General features: G+C 73.4%; 19 protein-coding genes. 12 read left to right on the forward strand and 7 right to left on the reverse strand.

Annotated elements, in window-relative coordinates:
* Window positions 1–5 precede the first annotated feature (5 nt).
* Window positions 6–848, reverse strand: coding sequence for a helix-turn-helix domain-containing protein (locus ABJI51_RS11290; protein ID WP_348949902.1), 843 nt, complete (start codon window positions 846–848; stop codon window positions 6–8).
* 104 nt (window positions 849–952) lie between these two features.
* Between ABJI51_RS11290 and ABJI51_RS11295 the strand changes: the two genes are divergently transcribed.
* Window positions 953–1,882, forward strand: coding sequence for an alpha/beta hydrolase (locus tag ABJI51_RS11295; protein WP_348949904.1), 930 nt, complete (start codon window positions 953–955; stop codon window positions 1,880–1,882).
* Here the strand turns inward: ABJI51_RS11295 and ABJI51_RS11300 are convergent.
* Window positions 1,869–2,585 (reverse strand): ArsR/SmtB family transcription factor, encoded by a 717-nt coding sequence (locus ABJI51_RS11300; RefSeq protein ID WP_348949906.1) that lies wholly within the window; start codon window positions 2,583–2,585, stop codon window positions 1,869–1,871. The two genes, ABJI51_RS11295 and ABJI51_RS11300, sit on opposite strands and share 14 nt — an antisense overlap.
* Window positions 2,586–2,695: 110 nt before the next feature.
* Between ABJI51_RS11300 and ABJI51_RS11305 the strand changes: the two genes are divergently transcribed.
* Window positions 2,696–3,910, forward strand: coding sequence for an MFS transporter (locus ABJI51_RS11305; protein WP_348949908.1), 1,215 nt, complete (start codon window positions 2,696–2,698; stop codon window positions 3,908–3,910).
* 252 nt (window positions 3,911–4,162) lie between these two features.
* Here the strand turns inward: ABJI51_RS11305 and ABJI51_RS11310 are convergent, their stop codons facing one another.
* Together ABJI51_RS11310 and ABJI51_RS11315 are read right to left on the reverse strand one after the other, a co-directional pair.
* Entirely contained in the window at window positions 4,163–4,555 is a 393-nt protein-coding gene (locus ABJI51_RS11310) for a nuclear transport factor 2-like protein (protein ID WP_348949909.1), read from the reverse strand.
* Window positions 4,552–5,094 (reverse strand): MarR family winged helix-turn-helix transcriptional regulator, encoded by a 543-nt coding sequence (locus ABJI51_RS11315; RefSeq protein WP_348949911.1) that lies wholly within the window; start codon window positions 5,092–5,094, stop codon window positions 4,552–4,554. Before ABJI51_RS11315 ends, ABJI51_RS11310 begins: the two co-directional genes overlap by 4 nt.
* A gap of 165 nt (window positions 5,095–5,259) precedes the next feature.
* On the opposite strand from ABJI51_RS11315, the gene ABJI51_RS11320 reads away from it, so the two are divergent.
* Window positions 5,260–7,278, forward strand: a complete 2,019-nt coding sequence (locus ABJI51_RS11320) for a phosphocholine-specific phospholipase C (RefSeq protein WP_348949912.1) — start codon at window positions 5,260–5,262, stop codon at window positions 7,276–7,278.
* Window positions 7,279–7,418: 140 nt separating this feature from the next.
* On the forward strand, window positions 7,419–7,715 hold the full coding sequence (locus tag ABJI51_RS11325; protein ID WP_348949914.1) for a DUF1540 domain-containing protein: 297 nt from the start codon (window positions 7,419–7,421) through the stop codon (window positions 7,713–7,715).
* 143 nt (window positions 7,716–7,858) lie between these two features.
* On the opposite strand, the gene ABJI51_RS11330 is transcribed toward ABJI51_RS11325, so the two are convergent.
* From ABJI51_RS11330 to ABJI51_RS11340, 3 genes are read right to left on the reverse strand one after another with little or no spacing between them, the layout of a single operon-like run.
* The gene (locus ABJI51_RS11330) at window positions 7,859–8,743 is read right to left on the reverse strand and encodes a DUF2268 domain-containing putative Zn-dependent protease (RefSeq protein ID WP_348949916.1); all 885 of its coding nucleotides are present in this window, start codon (window positions 8,741–8,743) and stop codon (window positions 7,859–7,861) included.
* Window positions 8,744–8,777: 34 nt separating this feature from the next.
* A complete protein-coding gene (locus ABJI51_RS11335; RefSeq protein WP_348949918.1) occupies window positions 8,778–9,758 on the reverse strand; it encodes a methyltransferase in 981 nt (326 codons plus the stop codon).
* A 30-nt stretch (window positions 9,759–9,788) separates the two neighbouring features.
* Window positions 9,789–10,511 carry an SDR family NAD(P)-dependent oxidoreductase gene (locus tag ABJI51_RS11340; protein WP_348949920.1) on the reverse strand — a complete coding sequence of 241 codons (723 nt, stop codon included), beginning with the start codon at window positions 10,509–10,511 and terminating at the stop codon, window positions 9,789–9,791.
* Window positions 10,512–10,567: 56 nt separating this feature from the next.
* Here ABJI51_RS11340 and ABJI51_RS11345 point away from each other — a divergent pair, with 56 nt between their 5' ends.
* The 8 genes from ABJI51_RS11345 (at window position 10,568) to ABJI51_RS11380 (ending at window position 16,657) form a co-directional block, all read left to right on the forward strand.
* A complete protein-coding gene (locus ABJI51_RS11345) occupies window positions 10,568–11,107 on the forward strand; it encodes a MarR family winged helix-turn-helix transcriptional regulator (protein WP_348949922.1) in 540 nt (179 codons plus the stop codon).
* A 92-nt stretch (window positions 11,108–11,199) separates the two neighbouring features.
* Entirely contained in the window at window positions 11,200–11,769 is a 570-nt protein-coding gene (locus ABJI51_RS11350; RefSeq protein ID WP_348949924.1) for a helix-turn-helix domain-containing protein, read from the forward strand.
* Window positions 11,770–11,811: 42 nt separating this feature from the next.
* Window positions 11,812–12,978 (forward strand): NAD(P)/FAD-dependent oxidoreductase, encoded by a 1,167-nt coding sequence (locus tag ABJI51_RS11355; protein WP_348949925.1) that lies wholly within the window; start codon window positions 11,812–11,814, stop codon window positions 12,976–12,978.
* Window positions 12,975–13,265, forward strand: coding sequence for a (2Fe-2S)-binding protein (locus ABJI51_RS11360; protein WP_348949927.1), 291 nt, complete (start codon window positions 12,975–12,977; stop codon window positions 13,263–13,265). The genes ABJI51_RS11355 and ABJI51_RS11360 overlap by 4 nt, the downstream gene beginning before the upstream one ends.
* Window positions 13,262–13,453 carry a hypothetical protein gene (locus tag ABJI51_RS11365; RefSeq protein WP_348949929.1) on the forward strand — a complete coding sequence of 64 codons (192 nt, stop codon included), beginning with the start codon at window positions 13,262–13,264 and terminating at the stop codon, window positions 13,451–13,453. The genes ABJI51_RS11360 and ABJI51_RS11365 overlap by 4 nt, the downstream gene beginning before the upstream one ends.
* Complete coding sequence (locus tag ABJI51_RS11370; protein ID WP_348949931.1) at window positions 13,450–14,739, forward strand: FAD/NAD(P)-dependent oxidoreductase; 1,290 nt, start codon at window positions 13,450–13,452, stop codon at window positions 14,737–14,739. The genes ABJI51_RS11365 and ABJI51_RS11370 overlap by 4 nt, the downstream gene beginning before the upstream one ends.
* A 4-nt stretch (window positions 14,740–14,743) precedes the next feature.
* The gene (locus ABJI51_RS11375) at window positions 14,744–15,655 is read left to right on the forward strand and encodes a dihydrodipicolinate synthase family protein (RefSeq protein ID WP_348949933.1); all 912 of its coding nucleotides are present in this window, start codon (window positions 14,744–14,746) and stop codon (window positions 15,653–15,655) included.
* Complete coding sequence (locus ABJI51_RS11380) at window positions 15,656–16,657, forward strand: proline racemase family protein (protein WP_348949935.1); 1,002 nt, start codon at window positions 15,656–15,658, stop codon at window positions 16,655–16,657.
* Window positions 16,658–16,869 lie beyond the last annotated feature (212 nt).

The raw sequence follows: 16,869 nt of genomic DNA on the forward strand, positions 1-16,869 counted from the left end.
GAGGCTCAGCCGCGCGGCAGGGCCTCGGCGGTCCACGACGTCAGGATCCGCAACGCCTCGTGGGCGGGCGACCCTGCTTCGGCGGTGAGCACCATCAGCCGCTGGCCGCTGCCGTCCGGGCTGTCCCAGACGTCGCAGTCCAGCGTCAGCTCGCCGGCCACCGGGTGGCGGTAGCGCTTGACGCCGTAGCTCGCCGACGTCACGTGGTGGGCCGCCCACCATGTGCGGAACTCCGGGTGGCGCACCGCCAGCTCGCCGACCAGGTCCGCCAGCTCCGGGGCGTCCGGGTCGCGGGCCGCCTCCAGGTGCAGGGCCGCCACCGCCGTGCGGGCCGCCTCCTCCCACTCCGCGTGCAACGCCCGCACCTGCGGGTCGGCGAACAGCAGGTACACGTAGTTGCGGCGGTTCGGCGGATACCGCGCGAAGTCGGTGAACAACGCCGCCGCGGCGGGGTTCCAGGCCACGATGTCCATCCGCCGGCCCAGCACCATCGCCGGGGTCTCGGCCAGCTGGTCCAGCAGGCGCCGCATCGCGGGGCGGACCTTCTCCGCCGCGCGGCGACGGCGGCGGTACGGCTTGCCCGCCAGCTGGTGCACATAGGACTGTTCGTCCTCGCTGAGCCGCAGTGCCCGGCCCAGCGTCGCGAGCACCGCCGCCGACGCCGCCACCCGGCCCTGCTCCAGCCGCGTCAGGTAGTCGACGCTGATGGCCGCGAGCTGCGCCACCTCTTCGCGGCGCAGCCCGGCGACGCGCCGGGGCGTCCCCGGCTCGGGCAGGCCGACGTCGCGCGGGCTCAGCCGGGCCCGGCGTGCCTTGAGGAAGTCGCCGAGTTCGCGCGTCGGTTCCATGACGCCGATTGTGCCCCGGACGGCGTGGGCGAGGGTGGGCAGGATTCTTCCCCCGAAGAAACCCGCCTCTTACGGCATCGCGCGACCGGGGCCAGCCTGGAGTCATGCCTGAGAACGTCACTTTCCCCAGCGCCGGCATCACGGTTTCCGGCCACCTCCACCTCCCGGCGGACTTCGACGGACGGCCACGCGCCGCGGTCGTCGTCGGCCACCCCGCGAGCGGTGTCAAGGAGCAGGCCGCCGGCCTCTACGCCCGCCTGCTCGCCGAACGCGGCTTCGTCGCCCTCGCCTTCGACGCCGCCTACCAGGGCGAAAGCGGCGGCCTGCCACGCGACCGGGAAGACCCCGCCCAGCGCGTCGAGGACCTGAAGGCCGCCGTGTCCTTCCTGACCACCCGCCCCGAAGCCGACTCCGAGCGGATCGGCGCGCTCGGCATCTGCGCGTCGGGCGGGTACGTCCTGCCCGCCGCGGCGACCGATCACCGCATCAAGGCGGTCGCGACGGTCAGCGCCGCTGACGTCGGCCGGATGTTCCGCGAAGGCGCCGACGGCACCCAGGATCCCGCGGTCGTCCAGGCGATGCTCGACGCCGCGGCCGCGGCCCGCACCGCCGAGGCACACGGCGAGCCCATGACGACGTTCCCGATCTTCCCGCCGACCGCCGAGGAGGCCCGCGCCGCGGGCGGCCAGCACGGGTTCGAGGGCTTCGAGTACTACCGCACCGGGCGGGCGAGCCACCCGCGCTCGACGGGCGTGTTCACCTGGGACAGCATCGACCGCATCGTCGCCTTCGACGCGGCCCGATTCGCCGGTCTCATCGCACCCCGCCCGCTGCTCATGATCGCGGGCACCGAAGCGGTCACCCGCCACATGACGACCGACGCGTTCGCCCTCGCGCGCGAAGCGAAGCGCCTGCACTGGATCGAGGGCGCGAGCCACGTCGACCTCTACGACCGCGAGCAGTACGTGGGCCCGGCGGTCGACGAGCTGGCGGCCTTCTACGCCGCCCACCTCGGAGCGCTCACGACGGCGTGAAGCCGGGCAGCAGGGTGGCCAGCCGCCGCCGGCCGCGGGGCGTGATCCGCAGCTCGCGGTCTCCCGGGCCGCGCACGACGACCCCGGCCGCGAGCAGGGCGTCCAGGACCTCCTTCCCGAGGACGCCGCCGAGGTGCGGGACGCGATTGGTCCGGTCCAGGCAGGCGGTGGCGAGCCGCCGCCTGCCGGGGTCCACCGCCTCCGGTGTGACGCCGAGGTCGGTGAACGCCGCGAGGTCGCGGCCGAGGGCGACGTCGGAGGACGAGCCATCGGGCGGCCGCAGGGCGCCGCGGTCGACGAGCATCGCGAACACCGCCACGCCGAGCCGTCCCGCCGCGTGGTCGTAACACGTGTGCGCGATGTCCGCGCCCGCCGCGGTCCGGCCCGGCGGGGTGATGGCGTCGTTGCCGGCGTAGCGGGCGAGTGCCGTCAGCACCGGCAGGAGGTCGTCGCGGCCGACGCGGTACAGGGCGTGACGCCCGGTGTGCTCGACGGTCACCAGTCCCGCGGCGCGCAGCCGGGCCAGGTGGTTGCCCAGGCGCGGGGCGGACACGCCCAGCGCGTCGGCCAGCTGCACCATCGTGTGCGGCCCCTCGGCGGCCAGCACCTGCAGGGCGGTGAGCCGCACCGGATCGGCCAGTTCGCGGGTCAGCTCGACGATCGCGCCCTGGACGGCGTTGCCGGGATCGACCAGTCCGCCCATCACCGTTCCCTTCCGCGCGCGATCCTAACACGCTTCACGGCTTGCTGAATGGTCGTTGCGGCCCTGCCGTCGCTGTGCTTACCATTCACGGACTTGTGAAGGGTGGTCGTATGAACGGACTGCGCAGCCTGCTGTGGGGCCGGGGCGTGTCCGCGCTCGGCGACGGCCTGTGGTTCACGATCTGGGCGCTCTACCTGACCCGCATCGCCGGACTGCCCGCGGTCACCGTGGGCGCGGGACTGGCGGTGGCGAGCGCTGCGGGCATGGCCGCCGCCGTCCCGCTGGGCGCCCTCGCCGACCGGGTGGGCGCGCGGCCGGTCCTGGTCACGCTCACGCTGGTGCGCGCCGCCGCGATGGCCGGTTACCTGGCGGTGGACGGCACGTGGTCGTTCCTGGCCGTGACCGTGCCGTTCACCGCGCTGGCGACCGGCGGCACCGCGGTCCGCACGGCCCTCGTCACCGGGCTGGTCGACGGTGCTGGCGAGCGGATGCGCGTGCTGGCCCAGCAGCGGGTGGCCCAGCACGTCGGGTACGCCGCCGGCGCGGGCCTGGGCGCGCTGGTGCTCACCGCCGACGCCCGGTGGGCCTACACCCTGGCGATCGCCGTCAACGCCGTCAGCTTCCTCGTCCTCGCCGGGACGACGCTGCTGGTGCCCGCCCCGGCCGCGCAACCGCCGCGGCGCCCGGGAATCCGGCTGGTGCTGGGCGACCGGCCGTACCTGTGCGTCGCCGCGGCCACGGCGGTGCTTTCCCTGTGCTGGGCCATGCTGTCGACCGGGCTGCCGCTGTGGCTGTCGGGCTGGACGCACCTGCCGCTCGGGCTCGGCGGCATCGTCGTCGCACTCGGTTCGGCGGGCATCGCGGTGTTCCAGGTGCCGTTCGCGCGGTTCGGCCACACGGCGGCGCGGGCCGCGCGCACGGCGGTGGCGTCCGGCGTGGCGCTCGCGGCGAGCTGCGTGCTGCTCGCGACGACCTCCGGCGGCGCGGGCGCGGGAGCCGTCACCGCGGTGGTGCTGGCTGCCCTGCTGCACGTCGCGGGCGAGCTGGGTTACGTCGCCGCGGGCTGGGGACTTTCGGTGCGGCTCATGCGCGAGGACGCCAAGGGCGCCTACCAGGGCGTGAGCGAAGCCGCGACGGCCACGGTCCAGATGGTCGGCCCCAGCGTGTTCACCCTGACGGTCGGCGGCCTCGGTCCGCTGGGGTGGCTGGTGGTCGCGGGGGTGTTCCTCGCGGCGGTCGCGCCGATCCCCGCGCTGACCCGCTGGGCGGTCCAGACCATGGAGCGACGCACGTCACGTACGCCCGCCGGAACACCTGCCGCGTAAGGACGTTGTACAGGGTGTCGGTACGGCGGTGTCCCCGGGCCTCACCCCTTGCCTTCACGGAATACCGGTCACGCAGGAGCCGTGTAGCGCCGTTCGCCGCGAGGCGACCCCCGTACCGGCCTCAGTCTCCCGCTTCCGCTCGCAGGTCACCCCCCTCAGGCCTCCGCTGGGCGGAAGCGGGACTCGCCCCGGGTTTGCGGCCACCGCGGCCGGGTAAGCGGGACGTGGCGGCGGCCCGCCCGGTGTTCGAGCTCAGCCCGCGGTCTCCACATCCCGGGCATCCGGGCGGGCCGTCGCCGCGGCCGGCACCGGATGCCGGCGCGTCGCGTCGAAGATCAGCGTGATCGACTCGATCTTCCCGTCCCGCAACCGGAAGTGCTCCGCGGTGCGCTGCACGCCGACCGGGGTGGCCGTGTGGACGTCGTAGACCAGCGTCGCCTCCGACTCGCCGTACAGATCGCTGATCATCTCCACGCCGGTGACCACCCCGACGAACGCGGCGAGCCCCGCGAGGTGGCCGTGGGCGTCGCCGGACTTCATCAGCGGGCTCTCGAACGAGAACGTGCCGGCGAGCTGGGCCGCCGCGGCGGGGACGTCGCCGTCGAAGCGGGCGCGGTGGTAGGCCTGGACGGTCTCGCGGGTCATCGGTTCTCCAGGTGGCGGGCGAGCTGGTGCTGGTTTTCGGCAAGGCGCAGGCACAGGTGCCGCAGCTGGGCCGTTTCGGCGGCGGTGAACCCGCGGAAGAGGGCGGCCATGGCCAGCTGGGACGGCCGCCGGAACTCGTCGAGCCACGTGCGGCCGTCCGGGGTGATCCGGACCAGCACCGAACGCCGGTCCGCCGGGTCGGGGGAGCGTTCCGCGAGCCCCGCGCGTTCCAGCGTGTCCACCAGCCCGGTCACGTTGCGGGAGCTGACCCCGGCCGAGGCGGCCAGGTCCTTGACGTTCGCCCCGGCGTCGTCGGACTCCAGCCGGATCAGGATGTCGAGGGCGCCCGGGCTCAGGCCGCGGGTTCCGGTTCCGTTCGCCCGCAGCTGTTCGAGGCTGCGTGCGGCCGTGCGGACGGCCGCGGCGGCTTCGAGCGGGCCGGTGTCTTCGCCGCGGGTGAAGCCGGCCAGCGCGGCCCGGACGTCGGGGGAGTAGAGGAGGTCGCCCGGGTCACGGGCCAGATTGAGTACGTCATTCATAGTGAGGCACTACTTTAGTACGTACTTCCGTATCTCTGTCAACGTCCTGTCCGATCGCAGCCGTTAACCAGGCTTTCGCGCGGCGTTAGCCTCGGGCCCGGCACAGGTTCGCGATCAGCCACCCATACTGACCCGGCTCTCCACCACGACACCCCCGGAGTCCTCATGACGGACGTCAACCGACGGCGTTTCCTGCAGCTGGCCGGCGGCACCGCCGCCCTTTCCGCACTCTCCACCAGCATCGCCCGCGCGGCGGAGATTCCCGCCCACCGGGGCACCGGCACGCTCCAGGACGTCGAGCACGTCGTCGTCCTGATGCAGGAGAACCGGTCGTTCGACCACTACTTCGGCACGCTGCGCGGCGTCCGCGGCTTCGGCGACCCGCGGCCGGTGACCCTGCCGGACGGGAAGCCGGTGTGGGCCCAGTCCGACGGCAAGCGCGACATCCTGCCGTTCCGGCCCGACGCCGACGACCTCGGCCTGCAGTTCATCCAGGACCTCCCGCACGGCTGGAAGGACACGCACGCGGCGTGGAACGGCGGCCGCTACGACAAGTGGGTGCCCGCCAAGGGCTCGACCACGATGGCGTACCTGACGCGCGAGGACATCCCGTTCCACTACGCGCTGGCCGACGCGTTCACCGTCTGCGACGCCTACCACTGCTCGTTCATGGGCTCCACCGACCCGAACCGCTACTACATGTGGACCGGCTACACGGGCAACGACGGCACCGGCGGCGGCCCGGTCCTCGGCAACGACGAAAAGGGCTATTCCTGGACGACCTACCCCGAACGCCTGGAGAAGGCCGGGGTGTCGTGGAAGATCTACCAGGACGTCGGCGACGGCCTCGACGCGGCGGGCGGCTGGGGCTGGATCCAGGACGCCTACCGCGGCAACTACGGCGACAATTCCCTGCTGTACTTCAACGCCTACCGCAACGCCAAGCCCGGCGACCCCCTCTACGAAAAGGCCCGCACCGGCACGAATGTCAAGGCGGGCGAGGGGTACTTCGACCAGCTGCGCGCCGACGTCAAAGCCGGGAAGCTGCCGCAGGTTTCCTGGATCACCGCGCCGGAGGCGTTCTGCGAGCACCCGAACTGGCCGGTGAACTACGGGGCCTGGTACATCGCGCAGGTGCTCGACGCGCTCACGGCGAACCCGGAGGTGTGGAGCAAGACGGCGCTGTTCATCACCTACGACGAGAACGACGGCTTCTTCGACCACGTCGTCCCGCCGTACGCGACGGCCGGGCAGTCCACAGTGGACACCGCGGGGGAGATCTACCCCGGCTCGGCGGCGAACCCGGCCGGGCCGTACGGGCTCGGCCAGCGCGTACCGATGCTGGTGGTCTCGCCGTGGAGCAAGGGCGGCTGGGTGTGCTCGGAAACCTTCGACCACACCTCGATCATCCGGTTCCTCGAACGCCGGTTCGGCGTGGCGGAGCCGAACATCTCGGCGTGGCGCCGTTCGGTGTGCGGGGACCTGACGTCGGCGTTCGACTTCGCGCGGACCGACACGGCGGTCCCGGCGCTGCCTGACACGTCCGGCTACCTCCCGCCGGACCGCGAGCGGCACCCCGACTACGTGCCCGCGGTCCCGGCCAAGGGCGTGCTGCCGAAGCAGGAACGCGGGCTGCGCCCGGCCCGGCCGCTGCCCTACGACCTGGCCGCCGACGCCCAGCTGGGCGCGGACGGCCTGACGGTGACGTTCACCAGCTCCGGCCGCGCGGGCGCGGCCTTCCTCGTGACGTCGCCGGGCGCCGCCCCGCGGACGTACACCGTGGGCGCCGGGCGTTCGCTGGCCGCCACGCTCCCGGCGGCCGCGGGTTACGACTACACCGTGCACGGCCCGAACGGTTTCGTCCGCCAGTTCCGGGGCGGCGCGGCGGGTCCGGAGGTGACCGTGCGCCGGGACGGCCGCAGCGGGAACGTCTCGGTGGCGCTGGCCAACGGCGGGAAGACCACGGTGCGCCTGACGCTGACCGACGCGTACGGGCGCCGTTCGGCCACGCGGGTCCTGCGCCCGGGCGCGCGGGCCGTCGAGGTCGTGGACACGCGGCGCAGCGGGAACTGGTACGACGTGACGGTGGTGTCCGATGAGGACCCGAAGTTCCTGCGCCGGTTCGCCGGGCACGTCGAGACGGGACGGCCGGGCACGAGCGACCCGGCCACCCTGACGGACTGAACTTCCCTCGCCCGGCCGGGTTTCTCACCCGGCCGGGCGGGAAGGTTCACCCGGTGAGCGGCCGTCCGGATTGCGGGACCCGCGCCGCGGTGGGAGCGTCGGGGGACCGGCTGTTTCCCACCACGGAACCAGGAGCGAGCATGACCACCACCGAGATGCCCGCCGTGCACGAGTGCACGGTCAGCGGCTGTTCGTACAACCACGACGGGTGCCACGCGTTCGCGATTACGGTCGGCGGCGACAACGGCTCCGCCGACTGCGGCACGTTCGTCCCGTTGAACACCAAGGGCGGCCTGGACCGCGTGGTCGCCCAGGTAGGGGCGTGTTCCCGGGCCGACTGCCGGCACAACTCGGCGCTCGAGTGCACGGCACCCAGCGTCCGCGTCGGCCCGGGTGAGGGCGGGCACGCGGCTAATTGCCTGACTTACACCCGCTGATCGGCCGTGTCGGCCCGGGGGAGGGTGGCCACGCCGCCAACTCGGCCCGGGCCAGGGCGGGCACGCGGCCAATTACCTGACCTACACCCGCTGATCGGCCGCGTCGGGCCCGGGCGAGGTGGCCACGCGGCCAACTGCCTGACCTACGCCCGCTGACCCGCCACGTCGATCACTTCCCGGCTGGGGACGTGCAGTGCCTCGGCCGCGGTCTTGCCGGTGGCGGCCAGGTAGGCGTCGACCAGCCGGTTGCCCGCCACGTACCCCGCCCCGGCCGGGAGGCCGACCGGGGTTGCGCCGTAGCGGGCCGCGAACTCGTCGCCGTGTACCCAGGCCGTGAAGTTCTGCATGCCGGTCACCTCGAGTCCGGAAAGGACCTTGCGGTAGACCTCGTCGTCGTGCAGATGCGCCACAGCCAATCGCGAGTAGCCGAGTTCGTCGCCGTACAGCTGCCGCGCGAACGCGTCGGCCAGGCCTTCGGACACGACCTGCTCGCCGACGGTGACCGTCGCCGGGTTCCACACCACCCCGCCCGGGGCGTAGCGGAGGTTGTGGTTCAGCTCGTGCACCGCGGTCGCCTCCAGCCGCGCCAGGTTCTCCGGGTACGGCCAGACGTTGAGGTACAGGTAGCCGGTGACGCTGCCGTTCGCCGCCATGCCCAGCGCGGGGCCCATGAAGTGCTCGTCGCCGGGGTCGCCGAGGACCAGCAGCACGGTGATGTCCGGCACGGTGATGCCGGGCGTCGCCGCGAGCTGCGCGCTGACGCCCTCTTCGAGCGCACCCTGGATCCGCGTCCACGCCTTGGCGTCGTGCAGGGCCTCGAGTGCTTCGAGGCAGCGCTCGCCGTCCCGGTCGAGCGGGAAGCCGGACCCCATCCCGTGCATGGCGACCAGGTCGACCTCGCCGGGGAAGTACTTGTACATCCCCGCGGCGGGCTGGAGCATCGCGCGCAGCAGCTCGGGCCGTTCGGACGCCGGCGCCTGGAGGATTTCGCGAATGGCCGGGTAGGTGTCGAGGACCGTGATCGTCATGGTCACGACGGTAAAGTCTCCAGTAGGTGGAGAGTCAAGCGACGCCGAACTCCAGCGCCGTCCGACCTTCCGACACCACCATCGTGCCACGCAGGACGAGCCCGCTTTCCGCGGCCAGCGCGGTCAGTTCCCCGACGGTCCGTTCGCGGCCGCCGAAGCACATCAGCATGAACAGGTCGATCGCCGTGTCGGCGCCCTGGTGCCGCACCGGCTCGACCACCACGACGGCGGCGTCCGGCGCGGCCGCCTCGCGACAGCGGGCCAGGATGCGGCGGGCGTTCCCGTCGTCCCAGTCGTGCAGGATGTCCGACAGCAGGTAGGCGTCCGCGCCGCCGGGCAGCGGGTCGAAGAAGCTGCCCGGCACCGCGCCTGCCCGGTCCGCGAGCCCGGCGGCGGCGAGCCGCTCGGCCGCGGCCGCCGCCGACGGCGCCAGGTCGAGCACCTCGCCACGGACGTCCGGGTGGGCGAGCAGGATCGCTTCGAGCAGCGTCCCGTTGCCGCCGCCGACGTCGAGGATCCGCGGAAAGCGGTGCCAGGCGAAGCGGGCGGCGATCTCGGGGGCGTGGGTCCGGAACCGCCAGCGCATCTGGGCGTCGAACGACCGGCGCAGCGCCGGATCGGCGTCGAGGTCGGCCCAGAAACCACGCCCGTACCGCTTCGCGTAGGCGGGCGCGCCGGTGGTGATCGTCTCCAGCAGGTCGGTGAAGGCGAGTTCGGCGCGCCCGCCCGCGCAGCGGATGTCGAGCAGCGGCTTGACGCCCTGCGGGGCGTCCTCGTGCAGCTGGGCTCCGAGGCCGGTGGGCCGGTAGCGGCTGGAGTCCTCCTCGAAGACGCCGATCGCGACGAGGTGGCCGAGCAGGACCTGCAGGGCGGGCGCGGACGTGCCGCTCGCTTCGGCGAGTTCGTCCGCGGTTTTCCCGGTGCTGCCCGCGTGTTCCACGAGATCGAGGGTGGCGGCCACCCGGATGGCCATCGGGGTGGCCAGGCCGGCCATGGCGAGGATCGAGGGGGTCACCGATCCACGCTAGCCAGCCGGTCCAGTGGTTTACCGCGTCGTGTGGGCGCCGCCGTTGACGTGCAGGGTCTGGCCGGTGATGTGCCGCGCGCCCGCGGACGCCAGGAAGAACGTGGTGTCCGCGATGTCGGCGGGCCGTCCCGCGCGCCCGTTGTGGGTGGCGTCGATCAGCGCCTCGCGCCGCTGCTCGCTGAGCTTGCCGTGGAAGAAGTCGGTGTCGGCGATGTACCCGGGCGAGATCAGGTTGGCGGTGACGCCCTTCGGGCCGACTTCCGACGACAGCCCGGCGGTCCACGCCGCCAGCGCGGCCTTCGCGGCACCGTAGGACGAACTCGCGTACTCGGCGCCGATCGAGCCGACGTTGACGATGGTGCCGCCGGGACGCAGCTTGCCGCGTACCGCGGTGGTGGTGAGCACCGCGCTGAGCAGGTTCGCGTCGAGGTTGGCCCGCCACGCGGCGAGCACGCCTTCGAGGCCCTCGGCGGGGCTGTCGTCGTCGAGGTCGGTGTTGCGTCCGGCCATGTTGACCAGCACGTCGAGGTCCGGGCCCAGCTCGTCGGCCAGGCGCGCGACCTGCCCGGGATCGGTGGCGTCGCAGGCGATCGGCCGCGCGTCGATCTCGGCGGCCGCCCGGCCGAGCCGTCCGGCGTCCCGCCCGGTGACGAAGACGGTGTCGCCGTCGGCGCGGAACCGGGCGGCCACGGCCTTGCCCAGCCCGCTGCTGCCGCCGGTGACCAGCACGATTCGGTCCACAGTTCCTCCTCCGGTCTGCTATGTTTAGCTCTAAACGTAACAGGGAGGCGACACCGATGTCGAACGACGGCTACCCGCTCGAAGCGATCCTGCGGTGGCCCGCGGCCGACATCGCCGAGTCCTGGCAACGTGAACTGCCGGGCGTGCGGACCGAGTCGATCGAGATCATCACGCCGGTCTGGCGCATCGCGAAGCTCCTCGCCGACGACCGGCGCCGCACCCTCGCCGCACTGGGCATCGACGCGTCCACTTTGGACCTGCTGAGCGTGATCCGCCGGTCGGGCCCGCCGTACGAGCTGACGACGCGCGAGATCACCCGCCGCACGCTGGTCACGGCGGGCGCGGTGTCCCAGCGGATCGCCCGTGCCGAGCAGGCCGGTCTGGTCGAGCGGTCCCCTTCTTCGGCGTCGCGACGCGCGGTGGGGGTGCGGCTCACCGAGGAGGGGCACCGGCTGATCGAGTCCACCGTCCGGCAGCTGCTGGAGCACGAGGCGGAGCTGGTCGCCGGCCTGACGCCCGCCGAGCGCGGCGCGCTCACCGGCCTGCTCGCGAAGCTGGAGGACACCCTGACCGGACCCGGTGACGTGGCATCATGACCTCCTGACCGATCGGCAAACCGAACGAGAAGCGAGGACGGGTGGACGCTTTACCGAACGCTGCCGAGGACAACGGTCCTTCGATCCGGGACATGCTCGCGGTGAACCTGCGGGCCGCCCGCGGGGCACGGGGCCTGTCGCTGTCCGAGCTGTCGCGGCGGTCCGGGATCGGCAAGGCGACCCTCTCGCAGCTGGAGGCCGGGGCGGGCAACCCGACCATCGAGACCGTCTTCAGCCTGTCGCGCGCCCTCGAAGTGGCCATCTCCGACCTGCTGGACCACCGGCCGCGCGGCGGGCTGACCGTCGTGCGGGCCGCGGAGGTCGAGGTCCTCCGCGGGGAGGGTGTCGACCTGCGGCCACTGCGGCGGATCGAAGCCGACAACAGCGTTTTCGAGGTCTACGACCAGGTCGTCCGCGGCGACGCGCCGCAGCGTTCGCAGGGCCACGTCGGCGTCGAGCACACCGTCGTGCAGACCGGGCGGCTGCGCGTGGAGGTCGCCGGGCAGGTCGTCGACCTCGGCCCCGGCGACTACGTGGCCTTCGACGCCCGCGAGCCCCACAGCTACACCGCGCTCACCGCGCCCGTGCACTCCGTCCTGCTGCTGCAGTACCGCGCCGACGAGCGGCTCGACGGCCGCCCCCACCCCGTTCCGGCGGATTGACACTCGGTTCTGTCGTTCGCTATACCGAACGCAGGAGGTTTGATGGACCGAACGCGGGTGGTGGTGATCGGCGCCGGGATCGTCGGCGCGGCGTGCGCGCGCGAACTCGCGTCGTCCGGCTTCGACGTCCTGGTCCTCGACCGCGGCCGTCCCGCGGGCGGCACGACGTCGCACGGCGAAGGCAACGTCCTCGTCTCGGACAAGGGCCCGGGCGCCGAACTCGCGCTCGCGCAGCTGTCCGCCCGGCTGTGGCCGCAGATCCTCGCCGAAATCGCCGTCACCGACCCGCGGGCGGCGGCCGCCACGGAGTTCGACCCCAAGGGCGGCATCGTCGTCGCGACGACCGAAGCCGGGGCCCGCGCGCTGACCGCGTTCGCCGCCGCCCAGGCCGCGGCCGGGGTGCGGACCGAGCGGCTCACCGCGGCCGAGGTCGCGGCGGCCGAACCGGGGCTCACCCGCGAGGTGACCGCGGCCGTCCGCTACCCCGAGGACGCGCAGGTCCAGCCGGCCGGTGCGGCGCTGGCCCTGCTGGGCGCGGCGCTCGCCGCAGGCGCCCGGCTGCGGACGGACACGGAGGCGACCGGCGCGGTCGTGCGCGGCGGCCGGATCACCGGCGTCCGCACCCCGGGCGAGGTGATCGAGGCGGACGTCGTCGTGAACGCGGCAGGCCCGTGGGCGGGTCCCGTGTCGGCCCGCCTGGGCGCGCCGGTCGCGGTCCGGCCGCGGCGCGGCGAGGTGCTGGTGACCACGTCGATGCCCGGCGTGGTGCGGCACAAGGTGTACGACGCCGACTACGTCGGAGCGGTCGAGACCGCCAGCGGCGAGCTGCAGACGTCGGCGGTGGTCGAGTCGACGTGGGGCGGCACGGTCCTGATCGGCTCGTCCCGCCGCCGTGTCGGGTTCGACGACACGATCCGGCCGGACGTCCTGGGCGCGATCGCGGCCAAGGCGCTGAGGTTGTTCCCGGCGCTGGCGGACGCGACGATCATGCGCGCGTACGGCGGCTTCCGGCCCTATGTGGACGATCACCGCCCGGTGCTCGGCGAGGACCCGCGGCTGGCGAACCTGTGGCACGCGACCGGCCACGAGGGCGCGGGCATCGGCCTGAGCGTGGGAACGGCCCGGCTGCTGCGCGAAATGCTGACCGGCGTGGCGTTGTCGATGCCGGTGGCGGAGTTCACTGTGGACCGTCCGGCGGTGCTGGCATGAGCGGCTTCCGGCGGGACGGCGGACAGGACCGGCCGATCGAGATCACGGTCGACGGCGAGCCGGTGCGCGGCATCGCGGGCCAGACGGTGGCGGGAGTGCTGCTGGCGGCCGGGCGCATGTCGTGGCGCACGACCCGGTCCGGCGCACCGCGCGGGGTGTTCTGCGGAATCGGCGCGTGCTTCGACTGCCTGCTGACGGTCAACGGCATCCCGGACATCCGAGCCTGCCGCCGCCGCGCCACCGACGGCGACGAGATCCGCACCCAGTCGCGGCGGGAGGGCGCGTGATGGGAGTTGTGGTGGTGGGTGCCGGGCCTGCGGGGCTGGCGGCGGCCGAGCACGCATTGCGCGCCGGGCCTGCCGGGCTGGCGGCGGCCGGGCAAGCGCTGCGTGCCCGGGTGGGCGTGCGTGTCTTCGACCGGCGGGCGGGGCGCGTGACGCACGTCGTGGTGGTGCGCGCCGGGGAGGGCGTATGACGCACGTCGTGGTGGTCGGGGCCGGGCCCGCCGGGCTGGCGGCGGCCGAGCACGCGCTGCGCGCCGGGGCCGACGTCACCATCCTCGACCAGGCCGATGCCCCCGGCGGGCAGTACCACCGGGCGGAGCACGGCGTCCGGCGGCCCGCCTTCGAGCGGATCCTGGGCCGCTGCACGTGGTGGCCGGAAAGCGCCGTCTGGGCCGTCGAACCCGGGCCGCGGGTCCACGTCCTGCGCGGCCCCGCCGACGGCACGCGAAGGCAGCGGCACACCCTCGAACCGGACGCACTCATCCTGGCCACCGGCGCGCACGACCGGACCCTGCCCTTCCCCGGCTGGCAGCTGCCCGGCGTCTGCACCGCCGGTGCCGCGCAGGCGCTGGCCAAGGGGGAGCGGGTGGCGATCGGACGGCGGGTGCTCGTCGCCGGGGCCGGGCCGTTCCTGCTGCCGGTTGCCACATCGCTGCTCGCGGTCGGCGCCGAGGTGGCCGCCGTCCTGGAGGCCAATCCTTTCGCGACAGTCCGCAAAGGATGGTCCGGGCCGGTCGCGGCCGGGAAACTGGCCGAACTGGCCCGGTACGCCGCCACGCTCGCTCGGCACCGGGTGCCGTACCGCATGGGCTGCGTGGTCGTCGAAGCCCGCGGGGACGACCGGGTCCGCGAGGTCGTGACCGCGCGGGTGCGCGCCGACTGGTCGGTGGTGCCCGGCACCGAACGGACCGTCGAGGTCGACGCCGTCTGCGTCGGGCACGGGTTCGTGCCCCAGCCGGAACTCGCCGTCGCGGCCGGCTGCGCTCTCGACGGCGGGTTCGTGCGGGTCGACGACGACCAGCGCACGAGTGCCGCCGGGGTGTTCGCGGCCGGGGAGATCACCGGCATCGGCGGCGCGGCCGCCGCGGCCGCGGAAGGGGCCGTCGCCGGCTGTGCCGCGGCCGGGGGAGTGCCGGGTCGGAGGCTGCTGCGCGAGCGTGACCGGGCCCGGGAGTTCGCCCGCAGGCTGGCCGCCGCCCACCCGATCGGCCCGGCGTGGCGCGGCTGGCTGCGCGAGGACACGATCGTCTGCCGCTGCGAGGAAACGACGTACGGCGACCTCACCCGCGCGGCCGGTGCTCCGGTCACGCCGGGCCCGCACGCGCTCAAGCTCGCGACCCGCGCCGGGCTCGGGCCGTGCCAGGGACGGATGTGCGGCCCCGCCGTGGCCGAGCTGTGCGGCGGCGCCGAGCGGCACCATCGTCCGATCGCCCAGCCGATCCGCCTGGGCGAGCTTGCCGAGCCGAAGGAGACCTGAACCCATGAGCACCCGCGACCTCGGCGGCGTGGTCGTCGCCGCCGCGCTGCCCTACCGGGCCGACGATTCCGCGCCCGCCGGGCTGGCCGTCGACTACGACTCCTATGCCGAGCACTGCCGGTGGCTCGTCGACAACGGCTGCCGCGGCGTCGGCCCGAACGGCTCCCTCGGCGAGTACTCCTCGCTCACCGACGAGGAACGGCGCCGCGTCGTGCGCACCGCCGTCGAAGCCGTCGGTGACGACGGGATCGTCGTCGCCGGCGTGCACGCCCCCGGCGCGCACCAGGCCCGGCAGTGGGCCGAAGCCGCCGCCGAAGACGGCGCGCACGGGGTCCTGTGCCTGCCGCCGACCCTCTACCGCGCCAACCGCGGCGAAGTCCTCGCGCACTTCGAGGCCGTCGCCTCGGCCGGGCTGCCGGTCATGGTCTACAACAACCCCTACGACACCAAGGTCGACCTCACCCCGGACCTGCTGGCCGAGATCGCGCAGATCGGCAACGTCGTGGCCGTCAAGGAGTTCTCCGGGGACGTCCGGCGCGTCCTGGAGATCCGCGAGCGGGCCCCGGAACTGGCCGTGATCAGCGGCGCCGACGACGTCGTCCTGGAAAGCCTGCTGATGGGCGCCACCGGCTGGTTCGCCGGGTTCCCCAACGTGTTCCCCGCCGAGTCGGCGCGGCTGTACGAACTGGCCACCACCGGCAAGCTCGACGAGGCCAAGGCACTGTACGAACCGCTGGTCGCCGCGTTCCGGTGGGACTCGCGCACCGAGTTCGTCCAGGCCATCAAGCTCGGCATGGACATGGTGGGCCGCCACGGCGGGCCGTGCCGTCCGCCGCGGGGCCCGCTCTCGGACGCCCAGCGCGAGCAGGTCCGCGCGGACATGGGCCGCGCGCTCGCGGCGCTGGGGGTGGCGTAGATGCGTTCCTCCCGCGCGATCACCGCGGTCGACTCGCACACCGAGGGCATGCCGACCCGGGTGGTGACCGGCGGCGTCGGCCCGATCCCCGGCGCCACGATGGCCGAGCGCCGCCGTCACTTCATGGCGCACCTGGACCACCTCCGGCAGTTCCTGATGAACGAGCCACGCGGTCACTCCGCGATGAGCGGGGCGATCCTGCAGCCGCCGTGCCGGGACGACGCCGACTGGGGCGTGGTCTACATCGAGGTGTCCGGCTGCCTGCCGATGTGCGGCCACGGCACCATCGGGGTCGCCACGGTGCTGGTGGAGACCGGCATGGTCGAGGTGACCGAGCCAGTCACGGTGGTGCGCCTGGACACCCCGGCCGGGCTGGTGCACGCGGAGGTGACCGTCCGCGACGGCCGCGCCGAACGCGTCAAGCTGCGCAACGTGGCCTCGTTCCTCGCCGAGCGCGACGCGGTGGTGGACGTGCCCGGCCTCGGCGAGGTTCGCTACGACCTGGCCTACGGCGGCAACTTCTACGCCATCCTCGACCTGTCCGAAGTGGACATCCCGTTCGAACGGTCCGAAAAGGACCGGATACTGGCCGCGGGGCTGGCGATCATGGGCGCGATCAACGAGCAGCGGCCGCCGAAGCACCCGGCCGACCCGCTGATCGGCGGCTGCAAGCACGTCCAGTTCCTCGCCCCGGGCTCGGACGCGCGGGCGTCGCGGAACGCGATGGCCATCCACCCTGGCTGGTTCGACCGGTCGCCGTGCGGCACCGGCACGTCCGCCCGCATGGCCCAGCTGCACGCGCGCGGCGAGCTGCCGCTGCACACGCCGTTCGAGAACAGCTCGTTCATCGGCACGACGTTCACCGGCGAGCTGGTGGCCGAGACGACGGTCGGCGGGGTGCCCGCGGTGATCCCGGAGTTCTCCGGCCGGGCGTGGATCACCGGCACGGCGACCTACCTGCTCGACCCCACCGATCCGTTTCCGGCCGGTTTTGTCCTTTGATCCGGATGCGGAACAGGACGCAGGTGAGTTGAAAGGGACTTTCCTCGCGTCTGATGCGAGGAAAGTCCCTTTCGCTGCACCGGATGAGACGAAAGTCCCTTTCAGCGCATGTGACGTAAGGAAGGTGCCCTTCAGCACGCGTCGGCCGGTGATCCGCTCCCGAAAAGAAAAGCGCTGGTAATGAGCCGCTGAATTCGATTGCGGAGACTTGG

Source organism: Amycolatopsis melonis (genome assembly GCF_040064235.1).
Classification (GTDB): Bacteria; Actinomycetota; Actinomycetes; order Mycobacteriales; family Pseudonocardiaceae; genus Amycolatopsis; species Amycolatopsis melonis.

Bases quoted from the DNA above. Each gene is read 5' to 3' on its own strand.
- ABJI51_RS11290 (WP_348949902.1), bottom strand. From the start codon at position 848: ATGGAACCGACGCGCGAACTCGGCGACTTCCTCAAGGCACGCCGGGCC.
- ABJI51_RS11295 (WP_348949904.1), top strand. From the start codon at position 953: ATGCCTGAGAACGTCACTTTCCCCAGCGCCGGCATCACGGTTTCCGGC.
- ABJI51_RS11300 (WP_348949906.1), bottom strand. From the start codon at position 2,585: ATGGGCGGACTGGTCGATCCCGGCAACGCCGTCCAGGGCGCGATCGTC.
- ABJI51_RS11305 (WP_348949908.1), top strand. From the start codon at position 2,696: ATGAACGGACTGCGCAGCCTGCTGTGGGGCCGGGGCGTGTCCGCGCTC.
- ABJI51_RS11310 (WP_348949909.1), bottom strand. From the start codon at position 4,555: ATGACCCGCGAGACCGTCCAGGCCTACCACCGCGCCCGCTTCGACGGC.
- ABJI51_RS11315 (WP_348949911.1), bottom strand. From the start codon at position 5,094: ATGAATGACGTACTCAATCTGGCCCGTGACCCGGGCGACCTCCTCTAC.
- ABJI51_RS11320 (WP_348949912.1), top strand. From the start codon at position 5,260: ATGACGGACGTCAACCGACGGCGTTTCCTGCAGCTGGCCGGCGGCACC.
- ABJI51_RS11325 (WP_348949914.1), top strand. From the start codon at position 7,419: ATGACCACCACCGAGATGCCCGCCGTGCACGAGTGCACGGTCAGCGGC.
- ABJI51_RS11330 (WP_348949916.1), bottom strand. From the start codon at position 8,743: ATGACGATCACGGTCCTCGACACCTACCCGGCCATTCGCGAAATCCTC.
- ABJI51_RS11345 (WP_348949922.1), top strand. From the start codon at position 10,568: ATGTCGAACGACGGCTACCCGCTCGAAGCGATCCTGCGGTGGCCCGCG.
- ABJI51_RS11350 (WP_348949924.1), top strand. From the start codon at position 11,200: ATGCTCGCGGTGAACCTGCGGGCCGCCCGCGGGGCACGGGGCCTGTCG.
- ABJI51_RS11355 (WP_348949925.1), top strand. From the start codon at position 11,812: ATGGACCGAACGCGGGTGGTGGTGATCGGCGCCGGGATCGTCGGCGCG.
- ABJI51_RS11360 (WP_348949927.1), top strand. From the start codon at position 12,975: ATGAGCGGCTTCCGGCGGGACGGCGGACAGGACCGGCCGATCGAGATC.
- ABJI51_RS11370 (WP_348949931.1), top strand. From the start codon at position 13,450: ATGACGCACGTCGTGGTGGTCGGGGCCGGGCCCGCCGGGCTGGCGGCG.
- ABJI51_RS11375 (WP_348949933.1), top strand. From the start codon at position 14,744: ATGAGCACCCGCGACCTCGGCGGCGTGGTCGTCGCCGCCGCGCTGCCC.
- ABJI51_RS11380 (WP_348949935.1), top strand. From the start codon at position 15,656: ATGCGTTCCTCCCGCGCGATCACCGCGGTCGACTCGCACACCGAGGGC.